Source organism: Parvibaculum sp. (genome assembly GCF_035511255.1).
Taxonomy (GTDB): Bacteria; Pseudomonadota; Alphaproteobacteria; order Parvibaculales; family Parvibaculaceae; genus Parvibaculum.
Genome location: NZ_DATKFR010000102.1, coordinates 1 through 21,818 on the forward strand (window position 1 = coordinate 1; position 21,818 = coordinate 21,818).

A 21,818-nucleotide genomic window follows, 5' to 3' on the forward strand; every position below is an offset into this window, starting at 1 on the left:
GGTCTCGGCCTTGATTTTGGCCGGGTTTATGCTCATTCTCCCGGCCAAATCTCGAAGGATTATGAATGTCTAAAGAAGAACTGCTCGAGTTCCCGGGCGTGGTGACGGAACTGCTGCCGAACGCGACGTTCCGCGTGAAGCCCGAGAACGAACATGAAGTCATCGCCCATACCGCCGGCAAGATGCGCAAGAACCGCATCCGTGTCCTCGCCGGCGACGAGGTGCTTGTCGAAATGACACCCTACGATCTGACCAAGGGCCGGATCACCTATCGCTTCAAGTAAGCGGACGGCGGGGGTTCTCGATGATGAGCCCCGTGCCTCTGGCGCCGTCATGACCCCTCCCGCAAAAAATCTTTCCGCCAAACCGCGTCTCGTCCTCGCCAGCGCCTCGCCGCGCCGTCTGGCGCTGCTCGCCCAGATCGGCGTCGAGCCCGACGCGGTGCGCGCGGCCGATCTCGACGAGACGCCCGCGAAAGGCGAACTGCCGAGCGAACATGCTCGCCGTCTCGCGCGCGAAAAGGCGGAGGCGGTGGCGAAGCTCGATCCCGACGCGCTGGTTCTCGCCGCCGATACGGTGGTCGCCTGCGGGCGGCGCATTCTCCCCAAGGCCGAGACCGAAGCTGAGGCGCGGGCCTGTCTCGCGCTTCTGTCGGGTCGCGGCCATCGCGTCTACACGGCGGTCTCCCTGCGCCGTCCCGACGGAAAGCTCGCCGAACGCGTGACCGACACCCGCGTCGCCTTCAAGCGTCTCTCGCCGGCCGAAATCGACGCCTATATCGAACAGGGTGAATGGCGCGGCAAGGCGGGGGGCTATGCGATTCAGGGCCACGCCGCGGCCTTTGTCCGCTTGCTGACCGGGTCTTATACGGGCGTGGTCGGATTGCCGCTGTTCGAGACCGCGGCGCTGTTGACCGGGGCGGGTTTCCCTCTCCGCTGACAACGGTGTTAGGATCGTCCAAACAGGGGTCGCGAAGGGGGAGATAAGCCGGTACGTCGGGGGGATGTGCCGGTGTTGCTCAAGGGTTTTCATGTCCGAGGAAGTGCTGATCAATGTAGGTCCCGGCGAAACGCGCGTCGCGGTCGTCGAGAATGGCCGTCCCGTGGAGCTCATCCTCGAGCGCACGATGGAGGACGACGTCAAGGCGAAGACCGGCCGCGCCGGCCATTCGCTGCTCGGCAACATCTTTCTCGGCCGCGTGCAGCGCGTGCTGCCGGGCATGCAGGCGGCCTTCGTCGAGATCGGGCTTGAGCGCGCGGGCTTTCTCGGTGCGCGCGAGGCGCGCTGCCTCTGCGAATTGACGCATCTCGACGAACATATCCTGCCGCCGATCAGCGCCTGCGTCACGGAAGGCCAGACGATCCTCGTGCAGGCGACGAAGGATCCGATCGGCGACAAGGGCGCGCGGCTTTCCGCCAACGTGACCATTCCGGGCCGTCTTCTGGTGCTGGTGCCGAACCAGTCCGGCGTCGCGCTCTCGCGTCGTATCGAGGACGAGACGGAACGCGAAAGGCTGACCGCGCTGGTCGAGGAGATGGTCGCGCGTTTCGGCTCGATGGGCGTCACCGGCGAACCGGCGGGCTTCATCGTCCGCACGGCGGCCATCGGCGCCACCGTCGACGACATCGCGGCCGACGCGCGCATGCTCGCCGAGGAATGGCGCAAGGTGCGAGAAATCGAGAAGCGTTCGAACCCGCCCTGCGTCGTCTTCCACGATCTCGATCCGGTGTCGAAGACGCTGCGCGACTATGTGAGCACCGACACGGCCCGCGTGTTGATCGACGACGCCGACGCCTTCGGCGAGGCGCAGCGTTACGCGCGCCAGGCCATGCCCGAACTCATCGACCGTATCCAGCTCTTCAACGGACCAGGCGCGCTCTTCTCGCTCTACGACATCGACGGCGAGATCGAGCAGGCGCTGGAACCGCGCGTCGAATTGAAGTCGGGCGGCTGGATCACCGTCGAGACGACGGAAGCGCTGACGGCGATCGACGTCAATTCCGGACGCTATACCGCTGCGACCGGTCTCGAGGAAACGAGCGCCAAGATCAATCTCGAAGCGGTGGACGAGATCATCTACCAGCTTCGCCTGCGCGGCACTGGCGGCCTCATCGTCATCGACTTCATCCATCTGAACGATCCGGCGAACATCCAGAAGGTGCTCGACGCGCTCAACAACGGATTCGCGCATGATCGCGTGCCGACGCAGATTTCGGGCATGTCGGAATTCGGCCTCGTCGAGATGACGCGAAAGCGCGTGCGCGAGCCGCTGAACAAGTTGCTGACCGAGCCCGCCTATGCGAATGGGCGTCCGCGCCGCAAGACCTGCGCGACGGTGGCCAACGAACTCCTGCGCAAGATTTCGGCGGAGGCGCATGCCGTGCCGGGCCGCGCCATTGTCGCTCGCGCTTCGCCCGATGTCGTCGACTGGATCGAGCGCGGCAATTCCTATCTGATCGACAGGCTGCGCACGAAGGTTGCGGTCAATCTGCAACTCGTTGCGGAACCCACCTTCACGCGCGAGCGTATCGATGTCGGGGCGGTTCAGTAGGCCGGGATGAGGATCACGTCATGACCGACAATGTCGTGCCGCTGCGGCCGAGCCGCCCATGCCCGATCTGCGGCAAGAAATCGACGCCGGGCTTCCATCCCTTCTGTTCGAAACATTGCGCCGATGTCGACCTCAATCGCTGGCTGAAAGGCTCCTATGCCATACCGGCCGTCGAGCCTCCCGACGACTGGGACGGCGAGACCGGCGGCGAGCCCGAAGAGACATAAAAAAGTGGCCGTGTCCGGAGACACGGCCATTTGAGTTTCCGCTAAGGGAGGAACCAGAAGCGGGGACAGAGACTGCGAGCCGCTCCCCGGGGGAGAAGCGGCAACTTGGTCGTGGAAACAAAACACGGCTCAAGTGGACTTAAGACGATATATGTCTATCAAATTAGTATAATAATTCAAACCACAAAAACACTCCGACGATAAATTATTTTCACTGAAAAATACAGTGAATTTATCGACCGGCTTTCGTGGAGGCGAGGATAGAAACCACGTCTTCATGTGCTATATGGCCGGAAACACGACCGGAGAATGACATGCCGAGTGCGACCGCACCCCATTCCGAAGCCTCCGCCGTCGCGGGTGTCATCGCCATGGCGCGCTACGCGGGCGAGCGTCACTGGGTGCCGGCGACCAGCGGCAATTTCTCGGTGCGCATCGACGACCGTTTCGCGGCCGTGACGGCGACGGGCGCCGACAAGGCGAATTTGACCGAGGGTGAAGTAATCGTCGCCGAAATCGCCGGACCGAAACATGCGCGTGCCTCCGCCGAAGCGCCGCTCCACCTCGCGCGCTATGCCGCCGATCCGTCGATCGGCGCCATCGCCCATATACACACGCTGCCGGCGACGCTGCTTTCGCGCCGTCATGCGGGAAAGGGCGTGCTGCGGCTTGAAGGCTGGGAGCTGCTGAAGGCCTTCACCGGCGTCACGACGCACGAAACCGTGCTCGATATCCCCATCGTGCCGAATGAGCAGGATACGGAGCATCTGGCCGCCCATGTCGAGATCAGGCTGAAGGAAGCAGGCCCCGTGCCCGGCTATCTGATCGCGGGCCACGGCCTTTATGTCTGGGGCGCGACCGTGAAGGACGCGATCCGGCACATGGAAGCCTTCGACTTTATTCTGACCGCCGAGCTCAGCGAGGAGAACGCGAAATGACGCAACTCACCGTCTATGCCGACACCGATCCTTCGAGGGTTTTGATCGAGACGCGCGCGGCTGCGGAAATCGCCGACGTGCTGTCCGATATCGGCGTCGCGTTCGAGCGCTGGGACGCTGCCGTCGCGCTCGCCGCCGATGCGGGGCCGGACGATGTGTTGAAAGCCTATGACGCGCAGGTGAAGCGGTTGATGGAAGAAGGGGGCTACAAATCGGTCGATGTCGTCCGCGTGAACCCCGGTCACCCGGACCGCGCGGCGCTCCGCCAGAAATTCCTCGCCGAGCACACGCATGACGACGACGAGGTGCGGTTCTTCGTCGAGGGTGCGGGCGCCTTCTATTTGCATGTCGAGGGCCGAGTCTACCGCGTCGTCTGCGAGCGCAACGATCTCCTGAGCGTGCCCGCCGGCACGACGCACTGGTTCGACACCGGCGAGAACCCGCATTTCTGCGCCATCCGCATCTTCACTTCGCCGGACGGCTGGGTCGGCAACTTCACCGGCGACGACATCGCGACGCGCTTTCCACTTTTTGAAAGCGCCGCATGACCGGCAGCCGGAACATCGCCGCGATCCTGACCGACATCGAAGGCACGACGACGCCCATCGCCTTCGTGCATGAGGTGCTGTTTCCCTATGCGCGCGCGCGCCTCGCGGAATTCTGCAAGGCGCATGGCGGCGACCCCGAAGTCGCCGCCGCCTTGCAGGCAGCCCGCGATCTCGACGGGCACCCGGACCTCGATCCCGACGCGACGGTGGCGCTGCTGATCCGCTGGATCGACGAAGACCGGAAGGCCGGTCCCCTGAAGACATTGCAGGGGTTCATCTGGCGCGAAGGTTATGAGGAGGGCGAGTTGAAGGGCGTCGTCCATGAGGATGCGGCGGATTTTCTTCGCCGCTGGCATGCGGGCGGCTTGAAGCTCTTCGTCTATTCCTCGGGCTCGGTCGAGGCGCAGAAGCTGATCTTCGGTCATTCCGACAAGGGCGATCTGGCCAAGCTCTTTTCGGGTTTTTTCGATACCGCCGTCGGCGCGAAGGTCGAAACGGCGTCTTATGCGCGAATCGTCCGCGAGACGGGATTCGAACCCACCGACATTCTCTTCCTTTCCGATCATGCGGGCGAAATCGCGGCGGCGAAAGCGGCGGGCCTCAAGGTCGCGCGTATCGATCGGGCGCTGGCGCCTGATGCGGCGCATCGCGAGGGAGACGTCCTCGTCGCCGGCTCCTTCGCGCCCGTCGACCGGGAGTTTTTTTAAAGTCTCTCTCCAGCAAGGCCCATATGGCGGACTTGACTCGCGCCTCGTCAATGTAATTATTATTATAATAATAATTACAGGGAGCGTTCCATGCGAGGTCCATACGGTGCGTTGCTAGCAACCGTTACGCTGGCGTTATGCGAAGTGGTTTTGCCGAAAGGCGCGGAAGCAACAGAATGCAGCTGGAACGACGCGATATCGGGCGACACGCACAACATGCTCTTCATCGACAAGACGGCCACTTACTGGCGGGCCGCTGTCGCCATGTCGGAAGGCGACCATATCGAGGTGAGCGGCGCCTTTCCTCATGCCCGATACATGTCGCTGGTCGTCTATGACAATCGTGCGAGAACGGTCGATCACATCACGGATATGCAGGTCGTTCCCGATACCGGATCGGTGAACCCCTTTCTGGCAGGGGCGGATCGCACCGCCATGGAGCGCCGCTTCACGATCCGCGTTCTCGACCAGCGCGCGCCGGGGGTGGGCCGATCGCCCAATACGCTTTATACCGAGAGCGCGGATGGTTCCCGTTCCGTCAAGGGTACTGGAAAAGTTCCCCTGACGTTGCGCGTCTATGCGCCCGACGCCGGGATGGACGATGCCGGCGGGGTACCGCTACCGGACATCGCGATCGTTGGTTCCTCGGGTAAAAAGACGAGGCTGACGCCTTGTCTCGGCGCAGGAACAGCGTCCGGTCGTGGCGGGTTCATCGAGGGTGTTGCCGGACGCCTTCTCACTTTCGCGCTCGCGCGACGGTTCAGCGGTAGCGGTACGAATCCGCCGGTCTGGAAGAAATTCCTGCCAGACGGGTATGGCGAGAATGTCGACGCCAGCTATGTCTACACGACCTTTGCACCGGAGAAATTCGGCCCGGTGCTGGTTGTGCGCGCGAAAGCGCCGAGCTTCGCGGCGACGGGCGCTGGCGAAACTCCGATGAAAAGCGGCCAGCTTCGATACTGGTCGATGTGCGCCAATCTGGTGACGACCGCCGTTCTCGATTGTGTCCGAGACGAGGCCGTTCCCGTCGATGCAAAGGGCGATTATGCGATTGTGGTTTCCAGACCCGAGGCGCGGCCGAAGAATGCGACCTCCGCCTGCGGTTTCGCCTGGATCGCAGCCGCGCCGGAGGACGAGACCGCTCTCGTCTACCGTCACGTTATTCCCGATCCCTCCTTCGCCGAGGCGATTCAGAAAAGCACAAAAGGGGCCGAAGCGGAGACCATGGGAGCCTACTATCCACGTGGAAGCTACTACGCGACGGTGGCGGAATTCGAAAGCCTGGGCTGCGCGTCCTAGACGTAGTCGGCGTGAACCGTGATGTCGACGTGCCGCGTTTTCGAGACGGCGCGGAAGACCACCGTCAGCACCGCCGCGACCGCGAGATTGAGGATCACGGTATAGAGCGCCGCATAGCCGGGAATGGTAAGCGTGCCGATGACGAGCGGCCAAGTCGAGGTCTTGAATTCGAGCATCCAGGCCATCCATGTGCCGGTGCCGAGGCCGACCGCCCAGCCGATCAGCAGTGCACGCGGATCGAACCAGCGCGTGTAGAGCCCGAAGAAAACGGCCGGAAGGGTCTGGATCATCCAGATGCCGCCGAGAAGCTGAAGCTGGATCGCGAGCTTGGTGTCGAGCGTCAGCACGAAGAAGAGTGCGCCGACTTTCGCGACCAGGGAGACGATCTTCGCCACGCGGGCCTCGTCCTCCGGCTTGCAGTCGGGCCTCAGATATTCCTTGTAGATGTTGCGCGTGAAGAGATTGGCGATCGCGATCGACATGATCGCGGCCGGCACCAGCGCGCCGATGCCGATGGCGGCGAAGGCGACGCCGACGAACCAGCCCTGGAACTGGTCGAGGAAGAGCGCCGGCACGGCGAAATTCGCGCCATAGCGCGCGAAGCCTTCGGCGAATTCGGGCTTCGAGGCGACGCCCGACGCATAGGCCATGTAGCCGAGCAGCGCGAGAAGGCCGAGCACCAGCGAATAGGCGGGCAGGATCGCGGCGTTGCGCCGGATGACGTGGCCGGAGCTTGCGCTGAGCACGCCCGTCATCGAATGCGGATAGAGGAAGAGGGCGAGCGCCGAGCCGAGCGCCAGCGTCGCATAGGCGCTCCAGCTTCCGAGGCTGCCGGCGGGCGGGGTCGCCAGCGTCAGCTTCTCGGGCGGCACCGCGCCGAAGATCGCGCCATAGCCGCCGAGCTTCGCCGGGATGATGATGACGGCGGCGATGACGGTGATATAGATCAGCATGTCCTTGACGATCGCGATCATCGCCGGCGCGCGCAACCCGCTCGTATAGGTGAAGGCGGCGAGGATCAGGAAGGCGATGATGAGCGGCAGATGGCCGACCGCGCCATGCGTCTCGACGCCGAGCGCGCCGATGACGGTTTCCATGCCGACGAGCTGCAGCGCGATATAGGGCATGGTCGCGAGAATGCCGGTGAGCGCGACGGCGAGCGCGAGCCCGCTATGTCCGTAGCGCCCCTTCACGAAATCGGAGGCCGTCACGAAGCCATGCTTGCGCGCGACCTGCCAGAGGCGCGGAAAGATCACGAAGACCATCGGATAGACGATGATCGTATAGGGCACCGCGAAGAAGCCCATCGCGCCGGCGCTGAAAACGAGCGCCGGCACTGCGATGAACGTATAGGCCGTGTAGAGATCGCCGCCGAGCAGGAACCAGGTAACCCAGGTGCCGAAGCGCTGGCCGCCGAGGCCCCATTCGTTGATGTGGTTGAGGTCGCCCGCGCGCCAGCGCGCCGCGGCAAAGCCCATGATGGTGACGAAGGCGAAGAGCCCGACGAAGACGAAGAGCGCGGTCCACTGCATGATTGTTATTCTTTGTCGGTGGCGAGATAGACGCAGATCGTCAGCGCGGCGCTGATGAGGATCCAGAGAAGCTGGTACCAGTAGAAGAAGGGGACGCCCGCGAGCGACGGTTCGGTGCTGTTGAAGAACGGCACCCACAGCACGGCCGGAATGGGCAGGAAGATCAGCGGTACGAGCCAGCGCCGCTTGCGCGGACGCGCGCCGTCATTGTCGTTCGTCATGATGCCGTTCCCCCTGGTCCGATGCCCACCCGGCGGGAACATTAGTGGCTGGCACGCAGGCTGTCACCTGCAGTTACCTGTCACACATCTCGATGTCGTCCCGGCACTCGTTGCCGGGACCCACCTGCCTCTCATCCCTTGTCCCTTGTTCCGACGCCACTGGGTCCCGGGAATAAATCCCGGGACGACACCGGATTTTCGAGGAACGCCGGACTATTCCCCGGCGGCAAGGGGGAGGTCGAGGGTCTCCCCGGTGTCGCGGTGCTGGCCGCCGAAGCGCCGGCCCGCCCGATCGAGATAGACGTAGAGAACCGGCGTGATGTAGAGCGTCAGGAGCTGCGAGAGGACGAGGCCGCCGACGACCGCGAGGCCGAGCGGCTGGCGCACTTCGCCGCCTTCGCCATAGCCCACCGCGATGGGCAGTGTGCCCATGAGGGCGGCCATAGTCGTCATCATGATCGGGCGGAAGCGGATGACGGCGGCGCGGAAGATTGCTTCTTCCGGCGCCATGCCCTCGCCGCGTTCCCGCTCCAGCGCGAAGTCGATCATCATGATCGCGTTCTTCTTGACGATGCCGATGAGCATGATCATCCCGACAAAGGCATAGAGCGTCAGCGGCAGGCCGAACGCCCAGAGCGTCAGAAGCGCGCCGACGGCCGCCGACGGCAGGCCGGACAGAATGGTCAGCGGATGGACGAAGCTCTCATAGAGAATGCCGAGCACGATATAGACGACCAGAATAGCGAGCCCGAGAAGAAGGCCGAGCCCGCTCATCGAGCTCTGGAAGGCCTGCGCGGTTCCCTGGAAGCTCGTCGTGATCGTCGCCGGCAGGTTGATCGCCTGCTGCGTCTGCTGGATCGTGCGCACCGCGTCGCTCAATGCGACGCCCGGCTGAAGGTTGAAGGAGATCGTGACCGCGGGGAGCTGGCCGAGATGGTTTTCGGTCAGTGACGTTGCGATATGGCTCGTCTGCGTCACGGCCGTTAACGGCACCAGATTGCCGGAGCTCGAGCGCAGATAGAGACGCTGCAATGCCGTCTCGTCCTGCTGGAACCGCTTCTGCAGTTCGAGCACGACCTGATACTGGTCGGACGAGGTGTAGATGGTCGAAATCTGGACGCCGCCGAAGGCGGATGACAATGCGCCCTGCACCTGCTGCGGCGTGATGCCGAGCGCGGCCGCGCGGTCGCGGTCGATCTTGACGCTCAACGTCGGCGTCGAGAGATCGAGATCGCTGGTCACGTCCTGGAAGCCGGGCGCGGTGGCGAGCGCCTTCTGGAGCTTGGTCGCGTTTTCGTAAAGCGTGTCGAGATCGAGATCCTGAAGCGTGTATTGATAGCTTGCCTTGGAGGCCTGTCCGCCGACCTGAATGGCGGGCGGGTTCTGGAGATAGACCTTGAAGCCCGTGAGATGCCGGAGCTTTCCGCGCAGTTCCTGGATGACCTGATCGGCATTGAGGTCGCGTTCGGCGCGGGGTTTCAACCGCAGGATGATGACGCCGGTATTGACGGTCGTGCGCGGCCCGCCGGCGCCTACCGAAGACATGGCGGCGGCAACGTTCGGGTCTGCCAGGATGATGTCGACCGCCTGCTGCTGGTGGCGCACCATGTCCTGGAAGGAAATCCCGTTCGGCCCTTCGGTGTTGGCACGGATCTGGCCGTTGTCGCCGCTCGGCAGAAAATCCTTGGCGATGACGTTGAAGAGCCACACGGTCGCGACGATGCTGGCGATGAAGACAGCGAAGATCAGGCGATGATGGATCATGCAGGCGCGAAGGGACCGTTCATAGCCGCGCTCCATCGCGTCGAAGGCCCGCTCGCTCCAATTGAGGATCGCGATCTGCCGGCCCGTGCCGTGGCCCGAGCGGATCATGCGCGCGCAGAGCATCGGCGTCAGCGTCACCGAGACGATGCCGGAGACGACGATCGCAAGAATGATCGTCACCGCGAATTCATGCAGAAGCCGGCCGACGATGCCGCCCATGAAGAGAACCGGAATGAAGACGGCGGCGAGCGAGACGGTCATCGACAGGATGGTGAAGGCGATTTCCTTCGAGCCCTTCAGCGCCGCCTGGAAGGGACGCTCCCCCTGCTCGACATGACGCATGATGTTTTCGAGCATCACGATCGCGTCGTCGACGACGAAGCCGACGGCGAGCGTCAGCGCCATCAGTGAAAGATTGTCGAGGCTGAAGCCGAGAAAGGCCATGCCCGCGAATGTGCCGACCACCGCGATTGGCAGGGCGAGCGAGGGAATGATCGTCGCCGACAGTGTGCGCAGGAAGAGGAAGATGACGAGCACGACGAGGATTGCGGCGAGCACCAGCGTGAACTGAACGTCGTGGACCGAGGCGCGGATCGACTGGCTGCGGTCATAGAGCACGTCGAGCGAGACAGAGGCGGGCAATTGCGCCTGGAAGGCCGGCAGCACCTTGTTGATCGCATCGACGACCGCGATGGTGTTCGCGCCGGGCTGGCGCTGAATTGCGAGCACGACGGCGCGGTCCTTGCCTGCCCAGCTTGCGACCTGATCGTTCTCGACGCTGTCGACGACGTCGCCGATGTCGCCGAAGCGAACCGGCGCGCCGTCACGCCAGGCGACGATCTGCCGGCGGAAGGCATCTGCATCGACGAGCTGTCCGTTGGCGCGGATGACGGTGTTGCGCGTCGGCCCGTTGAGCGAACCCGTGGGGTTGTTGACGTTGGCGGCCTGGGCCGCCGCCGTCACCTCGTCGATGCCGAGGCCGCGCGCGGCGAGCTCGTCCGGATTGATCTGGATGCGCACCGCGTATTTCTGCGAGCCGTAGACATTGACCTGCGCCACGCCGTCGATGGTGGAAATCCGGCGCGACAGGATCGTCTCGGCATAATGGTCGACCTCGCTGAGCGGCAGAACCTTGGAGCTCATCATCAGGAAGAGGATCGGCGAGTCCGCCGGGTTGACCTTCCTGAGCGTCGGCGGGTTCGGCATGCCGTCCGGCAATTGTCGTTGCGCGGCCGAGATCGCGGACTGAACATCTTGCGCGGCGGCGTCGATGTTGCGATCGAGCTTGAATTGCAGGGTGATACGCGTCGCCCCGAGGCTCGATGTCGAGGTCATCTGGTCGATGCCGGCGATGGTCGAGAACTGGCTTTCGAGCGGGGTCGCGACGGCTGACGCCATGGTCTCCGGATCGGCGCCGGGCAGCGAAGCCTGGACGGAAATCGTCGGAAAGTCGACGGCGGGTAACTCGCTCGTCGGAAGCTGCGTGTAGCCGAAGGCGCCGAAAAGCACGATCGCGGTCATGACGAGCGTCGTCATGACCGGCCTGCGGATGAACACTTCGGACACGTTCATGAGGATGCCTGGTTCATGAGGTGGCGGGTCCCCGTGTCACGATCTTCACGGCCATGCCCGGTGCGACGCGGAGCTGGCCGTCGACGATCACGTTCTCGCCGTCCTTGATCGCGCCCTCGACGGCGGCGATCTCTTCATTCTGATGCAGAACGGTGACCTTGCGAAGCTCGACTTTATCGTCCGCCGTGATCGCATAGACATATGGGCCGGCCTGACCGGTGTTCACCGCGTCGCGCGGCACCGTCACGGCCTGCTTCAGGTCGTCGATGCGCACCCGCACATCGACGAATTCGCCGGGCACGAGCCGCATGTCGGCATTCTCGTAGGTCGCACGCAGTTCGATCGTGCCGCTTTGCGCATTGACCGTATTGCCGATGAAGTCGATGGGTGCCGTCACGTCGTCGGCCTTGTCGTCGCGCGTCTTGAGCGAGGCGACGAGCGCCTTGTCGGCGAGCCGTTGTTGCAGCTTCGGCAGGTTCTGCTGCGCGAGCGCGAAGGAAATCTTCACCGGCTGGATTTGTGTGATGATGACGAGCGGCGTGCCGGCCGCCGCCGTGACGATGTTGCCGACATCGACGAGGAAGGGGCCCGTCTTGCCGTCGATGGGCGAGCGGATTTCGGTATAGCCGAGTTGGAGCTTGGCCTGATCGATCGCCGCGCGATCGGCGGCCACCGTGCCGGTGAGCGCCTTCGCCTGCGCATTCGCGGCGTCGCGCGTCTGCTGCGAGCCGTAGCCGCTCTTGACGAGCTTCGTCGCGCGGCCGAGATCGAGCCGCGCATTGGCAAGCTGCGCTTCGTCGCGCTGGAGATTGGCCTCCGCGGCCCGCAGCGCCGCTTCGTAAGGCGCGCTGTCGATCTGGAAGAGCAGGTCGCCCTTGCGCACGAGCTGGCCTTCCTTGAAACCCGCCTCGACAATCTGGCCATCGACCCGCGACTTCACCTGCACGGTGGCATTCGCCATGACCGTTCCGACCGCCTGGGCATAGACCGGCACGTCGCGCAGTTGCGCGGTGGCGACCGTCACCGGGGGCAGGTCGGCTGCTTTCTGGTCCGCCGTCGAAGGCTTCAGATAGCCATGGAGCATGAAGCCGGCCACGAGAAGGGCGCCCGCGCCGACAAGCACGATGCGGGGCGACGTCCGAGGGATGTGGAATTTCGTCTTGTCGATCATGATGTCCCGTGCGCGCAGCCGGGCCCCCCGGGAGAGAAACGGGAGATCGGCGGCTTTCCGTCGCGCCATCTGGCGCAGGTGCATACCGGCGGGCTCTGTCTTCGCTGGCGCCGGTCCGGCCAACCTATATGCGAAAGACCCGAGAAGAGGCTATCCGGCTGCTCTCCTAAACTTCAATTATGTCAGAACTGTAATGCTCCCGGGAATGGTGCGTCGGATGACCGCGTTCCGCAGGATACGTATTGCAATTCATTCTCAAAATCTCTAATCAACTAGGCCAGTGCCGGCGCGCGGTCAACATGTCGCGCGGTGGAGGACCGCCAAATCTGGTTGGTTGCATATCATGGTCATTATCGACACAAGAGCGGGCAGGGGCGGGAACGCGGGCGCACGGGGGCCGGAAATCTGGTTCCGCTCGGGCACCGATCGGCCGGGCCTCTTTCCAGGGCTCGCCCGGGCGATGGAGGCGTTCTTCACCCGCCATCGCAAGCATCTCCCCTATGTTCATGCGGCCATGTTCGTCGCGTTCCTCGGCGCCATCGTCATTCCGCTCTTTTTGCCGCTTCCCCCCGAAGACGCGACCCCTCTCGACAATTTCACGTTGGCCGTCAATTTTGCCTTCTGGGGCCTGTGGTTTCCGCTGGTCTTCCTGTCGGTGATCTTCACGGGCCGAAGCTGGTGCGGCGTGCTCTGCCCGATGGGCGCCGCCTCCGAATGGGCGAACAGGGTCGGCTTGCAGCGGCCGATCCCGCGCTGGATCAAATGGGAAGGGACGCCGATCGTCAGCTTCCTCATCATCACCATTCTCGGCCAGACGGTCGGCGTGCGCGATCACGCGCTCGGCATTGCCGAGGTCTTCGGCGGAACGCTTCTCGCCGCCATCGCCATGGGCTTCATCTATGGCCGCAAGAAGCGCGCCTGGTGCCGCCATGCCTGCCCCATCGGCCTGCTGCTCGGCGTTTTCTCCCGCCTCGGCGCGGTGCAGTTCGCACCCAAGAGTAAGCATCCGGGCGGCGACGCCTATGCCGAACGCGGCATCTGCCCGACCATGATCTCGATTCCGCGCAAGGAAGAGTCGCGCCACTGCATCGAATGTTTCCGCTGCGTGAAGCCGTCTTCGCCGGGCGGTCTTTTCCTGCGCCTGCGCGCCCCCGGCGAGGAAGTCGCGGAAATCCGTTCGAACAACCCCAACGCCGCCGAAATCTGGTTCCTCTTCGTCGGCACCGGCGCGGCGCTGGGCGGCTTTCTCTGGCTCATCCTGCCGAGCTATCAGACATGGCGCATGGCGCTCGGCGCCTTCGCGATCGACCATAACTGGTTCTGGGTCGGCGAGGCCGGACCCTGGTGGCTGATGAGCGTGCATCCCGAAGCACGCGAGGTTTTCACCTGGCTCGATTTCACGATGATCGTCGGCTACATGCTCGGCTGGGCCGCGCTTCTGGCGGCAGGGCTCGCCGCGGCGACGGGCCTCTCCGCCTGGGTCGCCGGACGCCTCGGCGGCGACCGCAGCTTCCGCGAACGTTTCGTTGAACTCGGCTACCAGTTCGCGCCGGTCGCGATGGTCTCGTTGCTGATCGGGCTCGGCGGGAAGCTGTTCGACACGGCTGTCGAGATAGGCGTCCCGGCCGCTCTCGTCGGCGATCTGAAGGCCGCGCTGCTCGCCGGCGCGACCGTCTGGGGGCTGGTGCTCGGGGCGCGCATTCTGGCGCGCCAGGGCGTTTCCTTGCGGGCGCGGTTTCTCGCGCTCGCTCCCGGCCTCCTCGGCAGCCTCTTCATCGTTTTTTCCTGGTGGCCCGCCGTCGCGGGTTCCTGACCTCACGTCCATCCGAAAGGACAGATGCCATGACATCTCTGAAACAGCGTCTCGCGGCGTTGCCTCTTGCCTTGTCCGCCCTGGCTCTCGCGGCGCCGGCCTTCGCGGCGGAGGTCCCGATCGGCAATCCGATCGAGAAGAACGGCATGAACATCGCGGGCGTCTATCTCCAGTCGGTGAAGATGGGGCCGACGCTGCCCGGCATGGACCGACCGACCGACATTCATCTGGAGGCGGACATTCACGCGGTGCGTGGCAACGAGCAGGGGTTCCGAGACGAGGCATGGATTCCCTATCTCACCATCACCTATCACATTGAGAAGATCGGCTCGAACTGGACGACGACGGGCATGTTCCTTCCGATGTGCGCCAATGACGGCCCGCATTACGGCGACAACGTGAAGCTCGACGGCCCCGGCAAGTACAAGCTCACCTACAACATCGTGCCGCCCGCCTATAACGGTTTCTTCCATCACGTCGACAAGGAGACGGGCACCGCGGAGTGGTGGGAGCCCTTCGACGTGAGTTGGGAATTCGCCTATGTCGGCACCGGCAAGAAGGGCGGCTATTGAGCTCAGCCGCGATTGAACGACGAGGCCCGCCGGATATCCGGCGGGCCTCTTTCGTTTAGGATCGTCGGCCTGGCCGCGCTACTCGCACTTTCCGTCCTTCTTGCAACCCATATAGGCGCCTGCGGCCGCGCCTACAGCGCCGCCGACAATGGCGCCGGTCACGAGGCTTGTGCCGGCAACCGCCGTCGCCGCCAGACCGATCGCGCCGCCGATTGCACCGCCCGACAAGGCGCTCTGCGAAGTATTGTTCATGTTGGTGCAGCCGGTCGTGCCCAGAAGTGCCACCACCGCCACGATTGTCGCTGCTTTCCGCATGAGAACTCTCCCTCTGAACGCCCCCCTTTCCCAAGATGGTCGGCACCCCGAAAACCGCGCGCCGGCCATTTCAGTAACGTGGAAGATTCGCAAGCGTTCCCGCCCGGAATATGGCCGAAATCCGGCAACAACCGGGCTTGTATCGCGGCACCTGCTCGCGGATGATCGCCCCGTGAAACAGTCAAGACGTCCATCGCGCCCTGCCCGGGGCACTTCCAGGCTCCGCAAGGCGCCACGCAGCACGATCGGGAGATTGCTCGGCGATCTGCTGCTCGTGATCTTCGTCGCGCCGGCGATTGTCATTCTTCTCTATCGGATCGTGCCGCCGCCGGTGACGCCGTTGATGCTGATCCGCGTCGTCGAGGGATATGGCCTCACGAAGGATTGGGTGCCGCTGTCGGAAATTTCGCCCAACCTGCAGCGCGCCGTCATTGCCTCGGAGGATGCGAAGTTCTGCCTGCATCGCGGCTTCGACTGGGACGCCGTCGACAATGCGATCGAGCGCCTTCAGAAGAAAGAGCGCCGCGTGCTGGGCGCGAGCACCATCAGCATGCAAACATCGAAGAACCTCTTCCTCTGGCCGGGGCGGACATTCGTGCGCAAGGGGATCGAGGCCTATCTCACGGTCTGGCTCGAAGCCCTGCTGCCGAAGAAGCGCATTCTCGAACTCTATCTGAACGAAATCGAATGGGGGCCGGGCATCTATGGCGCGGAGGCGGCCGCCCGAACCTATTTCGGCGTCAGCGCGGCGAAACTCACGCCGCGCCAGGCAGCACTGATGGCGGCCGTATTGCCCAATCCGATCTTCTGGCGTCCGGACAGGCCCGGTCCCTGGACGAGCGCCCATGCAGGCACCATCGAAGCGCGCATGAACAGCGTTGTTCTGGGCAAGGGTACGCCCTGTCCCTGAAGATCAAGTCGCGTTTAGAGCGCAAATCGTAAGGGGCGTCAGCCTTGCTGCATCTGTTCGGGTTCGCTCGGAGCGGCTCCGAGGCTCGCGGCGGCGAGCGCGCAGAGTTCCGCATCGGTGCGGGCGATCTGCCAGCCTGAAATCTCGACGACGTCGTCATGCGCGAATTCGTGCCGCACCCGCGCGGCAATGGCGGCGTGCATCTTTTCCGGCTCGTCGCCGGGACGCCAGCCATGCGCGCGCAGACGCTTGGCGATCTTCTGCGCATAGACAGACGCATTGCCACCGCGTTCTATCGAGGCCAGCCATTGCCGCCCGATCGTCGCCGCGCTGCCGGGATCGGCGAGCATCGAGACGAGTTCATCGGCGAGGCTTGTTCGCTCCTGTTCGAACCAGGGCAGCGAAGCCGGGATCGCGGCGGCGGCAAGACCTGCTCCGGCGAGCACCAGGAGATGACGGCGTGAGATTGCCCGGGCCATCGTCAGACTCCTCTCGCGAAGCGGGTCTGGACGTGATCGGCGAGACGAAGCGCCAGCGCGACGATGGTGAGCGTCGGATTGACGGTCGCCGACGTCGTGAAGACCGAACTGCCCGCGACATAGAGATTGGAGATGCCGTGGACCTTGCAATCGCCGTCGACGACGCCCTTGCGCGGGTCTTCCGCCATGCGCGTCGTGCCCATGTGGTGATTGCCCCAGCCCTCGGCCTCCTCCCACTTGTCCTTCTCGGGGAAGAGGATGCGCACACGGCCCTCGCCCCAGGCGCCGAAGGCGCGCGAAAGGGCCTCGAGGTTGAGGCGCAGATTGGCGCGGTCCGCCGCCGAAAGCTTCCAGTCGATCTGCGACCGGTTCATGCCCATCGCGTCCTTCTCCGCCGACAGCGTGATCCGGCTGTCGGGATTGGGCGCCTGCTCGGTCGCGCAGCCCGTGCCGTATCGCATGGCCAGGAGCGGCGTGTCGCCGGCGCGCGACGTGGTCGAGCGGATGAGCTGAGCCAGACCCGGCTCGATCGCCCGCGTCTCGTCGGGATCCTTCTCCTCGACCTCCGCATCGCCGCGGATTTCCTTTTGCTTGTAGAAGGTCATGACGGTGCCGAGCCGGCGGTTCTTGCGCAGATATTCCGCCTTGAACATGAAGACGCCACGGATATTGGCGCCCGCCGACTTCGTATAGGTCTGGTAATAGGGCGCGACGAGCGAAGGATCGGTGATCATGATCTCGCAAGGGCGGTCCACATGCGGATGTTCCATGAAGTAGCGCCCGACCAGCCCGCGCCCGTTGCCGAGCCCGGCCTTCTCGACGCTGTTCGACGCGAGCAGCATGCGCGCGTTCTCGATGCCGCCGGTCGCGAGGATGACCATCTGCGGACGCACCTCGAAACGCCGACCGCTGAGCGTCCCCACGACGAGGCGCTCGACCGAGGTGGCCGTCTCGTTCGGCACGATCTCCATCACGTTCGAATGGAGATAGGTCTTGATGTTCGAGGCCTGCTCGATGTCTTTGCGATAGACCTGACCGAAGCGTGTCGGCGGGCTGTATTCGAACCAGCGCGTCATCACCTCGCCGCCCGGCAGGTCGAGCGGATGATGCTTGCCGCCCTCCGAGAAGGCGTCCGCGTCGTCATAGAGGAAGGGGCCGATCTGGCAGACCTCGTTGGCTTTCGCGTAATAGGGATCGAGATCGGCGCGGGTGATCGGCCAGCCTGAATGCGGCACCCAGTCGCGCTGCTCGAAATCGATCGGCTCGAAGGGCCGGCACCAGCCGCCCCAATGATTGGTCGAGCCGCCGAAATAGCGCAGCCGCGACGTGTCGAGCGTGTAGGGCACGCCGACGCTTTCGCCGGCATAGAGATCCTGCGTATCGGGCTCGAAATCGAGGCCGCCGCTCTCGATCAGCGTCACGCGGGCATCGGCCTCGCGGAGCGTCCGGGCGAGGGTGATCCCGGCGGCGCCGGCACCGATGATGGCGATTTCCGTCTCTATGACGGTGCCGTCCGGGACATTTCGGCCGTCGATGAACATGTGCAATGGCCCTGTCTGGTGCGGGAGGTCCGGGTCAGTCCGGAACCGCGCATCCTCATTCCGCGCCCCGGGGGTCAGATCGTCATATCTGGCCCTACTTTCATATGTTTTGGGCAGGTGTCAATTTTACGACCTTAATGGGGAATTCCAGCGGCCGCGATTGGTTCCGTCAATGTCGCCGGCTGGCCGAAAATGGCGGCGTTTTGGACTGGACCGGGCTTCCGCCTATGTGTCAGGTTTCTCCCCAAAGAAAAACCCCCTCCCGGGCATCGGGCAGGCGCTCCCTTCGGGCGGACTGTCTTGCGATTCTGGCGGTTCCATCGATTCGGGACCGCGAGGCCGCCATGCACCGGGGCATGACATCACATGGAGGACGACATGACCGACTACCTGAAATTCTATATCAACGGCAAATGGGTTGACCCGGTCGAGCCGAAGACGCTCGACGTCATCAACCCGGCGACCGAGGAACCGATCGCCAAGATCAGCATGGGCAGCAAGGCCGATGTCGACAAGGCCGTCGCCGCCGCCAAGGCCGCCTTCCCGAAATTCTCGACGACGACCCGTCAGGAGCGGATCGAGCTGCTGCAGGCGATCATCGCCGCCTATCAAAAGCGCTATGCCGACATCGCCGCCGCGATCACCGCCGAAATGGGCGCGCCCGCGAAGCTCTCGCAGCATGCGCAGGCTGCCATGGGCATCGCCCATCTCAACACCAATCTCGAACTCCTGAAGAACTACGAGTTCGAATACGACAAGGGCCCGACGCATATCGTGCGCGAGCCGGTCGGCGTCTGCGCCTTCATCACGCCCTGGAACTGGCCGATCAACCAGATCGCCTGCAAGGTCGCTCCCGCGCTCGCCGTCGGCTGCACCATGGTGCTGAAGCCGTCGGAAGTGGCGCCAATCAACGCCTATATCTTCGCCGAAGTGCTGCATGAAGCGGGCGTGCCCGCCGGCGTCTTCAACCTCGTCAACGGCGATGGCGTCGGCGTCGGTTCGCCGCTCTCGGCCCACCCGGACGTCGACATGGTCTCCTTCACGGGTTCGACCCGCGCGGGCATCCTCGTCTCGAAGGCGGCTGCCGACACGGTCAAGCGCGTCGCGCTCGAACTCGGCGGCAAGTCGGCCAACATCGTTCTCGACGACGCCGATTTCAAGAAAGCGGTGACGGGCTCGGTCTTCGGCATGATGTCGAACTCGGGTCAATCCTGTAACGCGCCGTCGCGCATGCTGGTTCCGGCCGCGCGCCAGGACGAGGTGATCGCGATTGCGAAGGCGGCCGCCGAAAGCGTGAAGGCGGGCGACCCGACGGCCGAAGGCACGACGATCGGTCCGGTGGTTTCGGAAGTGCAGTACAACAAGATCCAGGCGCTCATCCAGAAGGGCATCGAGGAAGGCGCGACGCTCGTCGCCGGCGGCCCTGGCCGTCCGGACGGCCTGAACAAGGGCTACTATGTCCGCCCGACGGTCTTCGCCAACGTCACGAACGACATGACCATCGCGCGCGAGGAAATCTTCGGGCCGGTGCTCACGATCCTTCCCTACAAGGACGAGGAAGACGCGGTCCGTATCGCCAACGACACGGTCTATGGCCTTTCCGGCTATGTGCAGGGCGAGCCCGAGCATGCGAAGAAGGTGGCCGCGCGGCTCCGCACCGGCAATGTGCACCTGAACCTCGCCGGTCCGGACCTCAACGCGCCCTTCGGTGGCTACAAGCAGTCGGGTAACGGTCGCGAATGGGGCGAGTTCGGCTTCGAGGAGTTCCTCGAGGTGAAGGCAGTCCTCGGCTTCAACGCTGCCTGATCCGCTCGTCAGGATCGAAATGCGAAACCGGCGCCCCACGGGCGCCGGTTTTTCTTTGGCTTTTCATGCTCCGCGCTCCTTTGACTGACCGTCATTTGCATTCGGTCAAGAATGCGCCGCATTCGCTGGCCGGCAGGCCGCGACGTCGACGGGTTCATTCGGAGAGTGGGATATATGAAGTTTTCATCGGCTCGCAGCGGACTTCTGGCGTTCGGTCTGGCGTTGGCGCCAATTCACGCATTGGCGGCAGATGCGCCGAAATCGGTCTATGTCACGCTCGGTACGAACAGCGGGCCCATTCCGAATCCCCGGCGCGCGGAGCCGTCCAACCTTCTTCAATATGGCGGGCAGAACATCCTGGTCGACGCGGGGGATGCCGCCTCCTGGCAGCTCGTCAAGGCCGGCGTCGATATCTCGAAAGTGCAGACGGTCATCATCAGCCATCTGCACTTCGACCATACGAGCGGCCTCTATGCCTTTCTGAGCCTGCGCTATCAGGCATTCGTCACCGATCCCGTCACCATCTACGGCCCGCCGGGCACGAAGCGCGTCGTCGACGCGCTGATCGCCGGCATGGCGCCCAATGACGAAACGCCGAGCGCGCTCTGGTCCTGGATGAAGACCGCGCCCGAAAAGATTTACACGGTGGTCGAGATCGGCGACGGGGCGAAGTTTTCGGTCGGCGAGGTCAAGGTAACGGCGGCGGAGAATTCGCATTACGGCTTCGCGCCGGGCAGCGAAGAGGCGAAGAAATATGTTTCGCTCTCCTATCGCTTCGATATGCCGGATCGCTCCATCGTCTTCACCGGCGACACCGGACCGAGTGCGGCCGTCGAAAAACTTGCGGCGAATGCAGACCTTCTGGTCAGCGAGATCATGGACCCCGACATTGCGCTCGCGAGGATCGAGGCAAAGCGTTACGTGCCCTTCTTTGTCGAAGGTTCGATCAAGACTCACTTCAGCAAGGAGCATCTCTCGCCCACGGAGGTCGGGCTTCTGGCTTCGCGGGCGCATGTGAAGGCGCTGGTGCTGACGCATGACGCCTTGCCCGACGAGGCAATCCCCCAGGCCGGCAAGGAAATCGCGGCGAACTACAAAGGCCTCGTGACCTTCGCGAAGGATCTCGACAGGTTCTAGCCGCCGCCTCTCGGCGGGGCAGGGAGGATGGCGATGCTGACGCAGGAGATCGAAATCACCTCGGGCCGCATTCGCGGCGCGAGGCGCGACGAGGCCGGGGTTCTCGCGTTCAAGGGTATTCCCTACGCAGCGCCACCCGTCGGGCGCCTCCGCTGGCGCGCTCCCGAACCGCCTGTGTCCTGGGCGGGCCTGCGCGACGCGACAGCCTTCGGCGCGGGATCGTTCGCCGCGCCGATGCCGGCCGGCGAGATATTCAGGCCCGCTGAAAGCGAAGACTGCCTGACGCTCAATGTGTGGACCGCCGCGCGCGACGCAGGTGAACGGCGGCCCGTTATGGTCTGGATACATGGCGGCGGTTTCCAGTTCGGCTCATCCGCGATGGCGGGAAATGACGGCGCGCATTTCGCGGCGGATGGCGCGGTCCTCGTCAGTATCAATTACAGGCTCGGCGTCTTCGGCTTTCTCGCGCACCCGGAACTCGATCGCGAGGGGGAGCCTTCCGGCAATTTCGCGCTTCAGGACATGATTGCCGCGCTGCGCTGGGTGAAAGAGAACATCGCGCAATTCGGCGGCGACCCGGATTGCGTCACGATCTTCGGCGAATCCGCCGGCGCGCATGCAATCGGCCTTCTGATGGCCTCGCCCCTCGCGCATGGGCTTTTCCATCGCGCCATCGGTCAGAGCGGCGCGTGGTGGGATTCCGAACACGGGCCGC

At 64.0% G+C, this 21,818-nt stretch carries 21 protein-coding genes; 14 read left to right on the top strand and 7 right to left on the bottom strand.

Features of this window, described 5'->3' with window-relative positions:
• Positions 1-65: 65 nt before the first annotated feature.
• The 8 genes from infA (at position 66) to VMR03_RS03470 (ending at position 6,270) form a co-directional block, all read left to right on the top strand.
• Positions 66-284: a translation initiation factor IF-1 gene (gene infA / locus VMR03_RS03435; protein WP_325402303.1), complete on the top strand. Its 219-nt coding sequence runs from the start codon at positions 66-68 to the stop codon at positions 282-284.
• Positions 285-333: 49 nt separating this feature from the next.
• Complete coding sequence (locus VMR03_RS03440; RefSeq protein WP_325402305.1) at positions 334-939, top strand: Maf family protein; 606 nt, start codon at positions 334-336, stop codon at positions 937-939.
• A 91-nt stretch (positions 940-1,030) separates the two neighbouring features.
• Positions 1,031-2,551: an Rne/Rng family ribonuclease gene (locus VMR03_RS03445; RefSeq protein WP_325402307.1), complete on the top strand. Its 1,521-nt coding sequence runs from the start codon at positions 1,031-1,033 to the stop codon at positions 2,549-2,551.
• Between the two features lie 20 nt (positions 2,552-2,571).
• Positions 2,572-2,778 (top strand): DNA gyrase inhibitor YacG, encoded by a 207-nt coding sequence (gene yacG, locus VMR03_RS03450; RefSeq protein ID WP_325402309.1) that lies wholly within the window; start codon positions 2,572-2,574, stop codon positions 2,776-2,778.
• Positions 2,779-3,092: 314 nt separating this feature from the next.
• On the top strand, positions 3,093-3,716 hold the full coding sequence (mtnB, locus tag VMR03_RS03455) for a methylthioribulose 1-phosphate dehydratase (RefSeq protein ID WP_325402311.1): 624 nt from the start codon (positions 3,093-3,095) through the stop codon (positions 3,714-3,716).
• Positions 3,713-4,264, top strand: coding sequence for a cupin (locus VMR03_RS03460; RefSeq protein WP_325402313.1), 552 nt, complete (start codon positions 3,713-3,715; stop codon positions 4,262-4,264). Before mtnB ends, VMR03_RS03460 begins: the two co-directional genes overlap by 4 nt.
• The gene (mtnC, locus tag VMR03_RS03465) at positions 4,261-4,971 is read left to right on the top strand and encodes an acireductone synthase (RefSeq protein ID WP_325402315.1); all 711 of its coding nucleotides are present in this window, start codon (positions 4,261-4,263) and stop codon (positions 4,969-4,971) included. The genes VMR03_RS03460 and mtnC overlap by 4 nt, the downstream gene beginning before the upstream one ends.
• A 90-nt stretch (positions 4,972-5,061) precedes the next feature.
• The gene (locus tag VMR03_RS03470) at positions 5,062-6,270 is read left to right on the top strand and encodes a hypothetical protein (RefSeq protein WP_325402317.1); all 1,209 of its coding nucleotides are present in this window, start codon (positions 5,062-5,064) and stop codon (positions 6,268-6,270) included.
• Here the strand turns inward: VMR03_RS03470 and mctP are convergent.
• The 4 genes from mctP to VMR03_RS03490 form a co-directional block, all read right to left on the bottom strand.
• Entirely contained in the window at positions 6,267-7,802 is a 1,536-nt protein-coding gene (gene mctP / locus VMR03_RS03475; protein WP_325402319.1) for a monocarboxylate uptake permease MctP, read from the bottom strand. The genes VMR03_RS03470 and mctP overlap by 4 nt on opposite strands.
• Positions 7,803-7,807: 5 nt before the next feature.
• A complete protein-coding gene (locus VMR03_RS03480) occupies positions 7,808-8,023 on the bottom strand; it encodes a DUF3311 domain-containing protein (protein ID WP_325402321.1) in 216 nt (71 codons plus the stop codon).
• Positions 8,024-8,236: 213 nt separating this feature from the next.
• Complete coding sequence (locus VMR03_RS03485; protein WP_325402323.1) at positions 8,237-11,359, bottom strand: efflux RND transporter permease subunit; 3,123 nt, start codon at positions 11,357-11,359, stop codon at positions 8,237-8,239.
• Positions 11,360-11,372: 13 nt separating this feature from the next.
• Positions 11,373-12,530 (bottom strand): efflux RND transporter periplasmic adaptor subunit, encoded by a 1,158-nt coding sequence (locus tag VMR03_RS03490; RefSeq protein WP_325402325.1) that lies wholly within the window; start codon positions 12,528-12,530, stop codon positions 11,373-11,375.
• Between the two features lie 343 nt (positions 12,531-12,873).
• Here VMR03_RS03490 and VMR03_RS03495 point away from each other — a divergent pair, with 343 nt between their 5' ends.
• Both VMR03_RS03495 and VMR03_RS03500 read left to right on the top strand, forming a co-directional pair.
• Positions 12,874-14,343, top strand: coding sequence for a 4Fe-4S binding protein (locus tag VMR03_RS03495; RefSeq protein ID WP_325402327.1), 1,470 nt, complete (start codon positions 12,874-12,876; stop codon positions 14,341-14,343).
• A gap of 29 nt (positions 14,344-14,372) precedes the next feature.
• Complete coding sequence (locus VMR03_RS03500; protein WP_325402329.1) at positions 14,373-14,915, top strand: iron transporter; 543 nt, start codon at positions 14,373-14,375, stop codon at positions 14,913-14,915.
• Between the two features lie 78 nt (positions 14,916-14,993).
• On the opposite strand, the gene VMR03_RS03505 is transcribed toward VMR03_RS03500, so the two are convergent.
• A complete protein-coding gene (locus VMR03_RS03505) occupies positions 14,994-15,230 on the bottom strand; it encodes a hypothetical protein (RefSeq protein ID WP_325402331.1) in 237 nt (78 codons plus the stop codon).
• Positions 15,231-15,483: 253 nt separating this feature from the next.
• Between VMR03_RS03505 and mtgA the strand changes: the two genes are divergently transcribed.
• Positions 15,484-16,140, top strand: a complete 657-nt coding sequence (gene mtgA / locus VMR03_RS03510) for a monofunctional biosynthetic peptidoglycan transglycosylase (protein WP_325402333.1) — start codon at positions 15,484-15,486, stop codon at positions 16,138-16,140.
• A 38-nt stretch (positions 16,141-16,178) separates the two neighbouring features.
• On the opposite strand, the gene VMR03_RS03515 is transcribed toward mtgA, so the two are convergent.
• Both VMR03_RS03515 and VMR03_RS03520 read right to left on the bottom strand, forming a co-directional pair.
• Entirely contained in the window at positions 16,179-16,619 is a 441-nt protein-coding gene (locus VMR03_RS03515) for a hypothetical protein (protein ID WP_325402335.1), read from the bottom strand.
• A gap of 2 nt (positions 16,620-16,621) precedes the next feature.
• Positions 16,622-18,160: a GMC family oxidoreductase gene (locus VMR03_RS03520; RefSeq protein ID WP_325402337.1), complete on the bottom strand. Its 1,539-nt coding sequence runs from the start codon at positions 18,158-18,160 to the stop codon at positions 16,622-16,624.
• Positions 18,161-18,538: 378 nt separating this feature from the next.
• Between VMR03_RS03520 and VMR03_RS03525 the strand changes: the two genes are divergently transcribed.
• The 3 genes from VMR03_RS03525 to VMR03_RS03535 all read left to right on the top strand — a co-directional run.
• Positions 18,539-19,966 (top strand): aldehyde dehydrogenase family protein, encoded by a 1,428-nt coding sequence (locus VMR03_RS03525; protein ID WP_325402339.1) that lies wholly within the window; start codon positions 18,539-18,541, stop codon positions 19,964-19,966.
• 174 nt (positions 19,967-20,140) lie between these two features.
• Positions 20,141-21,103, top strand: a complete 963-nt coding sequence (locus VMR03_RS03530; RefSeq protein WP_325402341.1) for an MBL fold metallo-hydrolase — start codon at positions 20,141-20,143, stop codon at positions 21,101-21,103.
• A 33-nt stretch (positions 21,104-21,136) separates the two neighbouring features.
• Positions 21,137-21,818, top strand: a 682-nt coding sequence (locus tag VMR03_RS03535) for a carboxylesterase family protein (protein ID WP_325402343.1), incomplete at its 3' end; no start/stop codon positions are given.

What these genes read in the sequence shown, in the direction of transcription:
- VMR03_RS03495 (WP_325402327.1), top strand. Translation starts at nt 12,874, where the DNA reads ATGGTCATTATCGACACAAGAGCGGGCAGGGGCGGGAACGCGGGCGCA.
- mtnC (WP_325402315.1), top strand. Translation starts at nt 4,261, where the DNA reads ATGACCGGCAGCCGGAACATCGCCGCGATCCTGACCGACATCGAAGGC.
- yacG (WP_325402309.1), top strand. Translation starts at nt 2,572, where the DNA reads ATGACCGACAATGTCGTGCCGCTGCGGCCGAGCCGCCCATGCCCGATC.
- VMR03_RS03485 (WP_325402323.1), bottom strand. Translation starts at nt 11,359, where the DNA reads ATGAACGTGTCCGAAGTGTTCATCCGCAGGCCGGTCATGACGACGCTC.
- VMR03_RS03445 (WP_325402307.1), top strand. Translation starts at nt 1,031, where the DNA reads ATGTCCGAGGAAGTGCTGATCAATGTAGGTCCCGGCGAAACGCGCGTC.
- mctP (WP_325402319.1), bottom strand. Translation starts at nt 7,802, where the DNA reads ATGCAGTGGACCGCGCTCTTCGTCTTCGTCGGGCTCTTCGCCTTCGTC.
- VMR03_RS03515 (WP_325402335.1), bottom strand. Translation starts at nt 16,619, where the DNA reads ATGGCCCGGGCAATCTCACGCCGTCATCTCCTGGTGCTCGCCGGAGCA.
- VMR03_RS03490 (WP_325402325.1), bottom strand. Translation starts at nt 12,530, where the DNA reads ATGATCGACAAGACGAAATTCCACATCCCTCGGACGTCGCCCCGCATC.
- VMR03_RS03440 (WP_325402305.1), top strand. Translation starts at nt 334, where the DNA reads ATGACCCCTCCCGCAAAAAATCTTTCCGCCAAACCGCGTCTCGTCCTC.
- mtnB (WP_325402311.1), top strand. Translation starts at nt 3,093, where the DNA reads ATGCCGAGTGCGACCGCACCCCATTCCGAAGCCTCCGCCGTCGCGGGT.
- VMR03_RS03520 (WP_325402337.1), bottom strand. Translation starts at nt 18,160, where the DNA reads ATGTTCATCGACGGCCGAAATGTCCCGGACGGCACCGTCATAGAGACG.
- infA (WP_325402303.1), top strand. Translation starts at nt 66, where the DNA reads ATGTCTAAAGAAGAACTGCTCGAGTTCCCGGGCGTGGTGACGGAACTG.
- VMR03_RS03505 (WP_325402331.1), bottom strand. Translation starts at nt 15,230, where the DNA reads ATGCGGAAAGCAGCGACAATCGTGGCGGTGGTGGCACTTCTGGGCACG.
- VMR03_RS03500 (WP_325402329.1), top strand. Translation starts at nt 14,373, where the DNA reads ATGACATCTCTGAAACAGCGTCTCGCGGCGTTGCCTCTTGCCTTGTCC.
- VMR03_RS03525 (WP_325402339.1), top strand. Translation starts at nt 18,539, where the DNA reads ATGACCGACTACCTGAAATTCTATATCAACGGCAAATGGGTTGACCCG.
- VMR03_RS03470 (WP_325402317.1), top strand. Translation starts at nt 5,062, where the DNA reads ATGCGAGGTCCATACGGTGCGTTGCTAGCAACCGTTACGCTGGCGTTA.
- VMR03_RS03460 (WP_325402313.1), top strand. Translation starts at nt 3,713, where the DNA reads ATGACGCAACTCACCGTCTATGCCGACACCGATCCTTCGAGGGTTTTG.
- VMR03_RS03530 (WP_325402341.1), top strand. Translation starts at nt 20,141, where the DNA reads ATGAAGTTTTCATCGGCTCGCAGCGGACTTCTGGCGTTCGGTCTGGCG.
- VMR03_RS03480 (WP_325402321.1), bottom strand. Translation starts at nt 8,023, where the DNA reads ATGACGAACGACAATGACGGCGCGCGTCCGCGCAAGCGGCGCTGGCTC.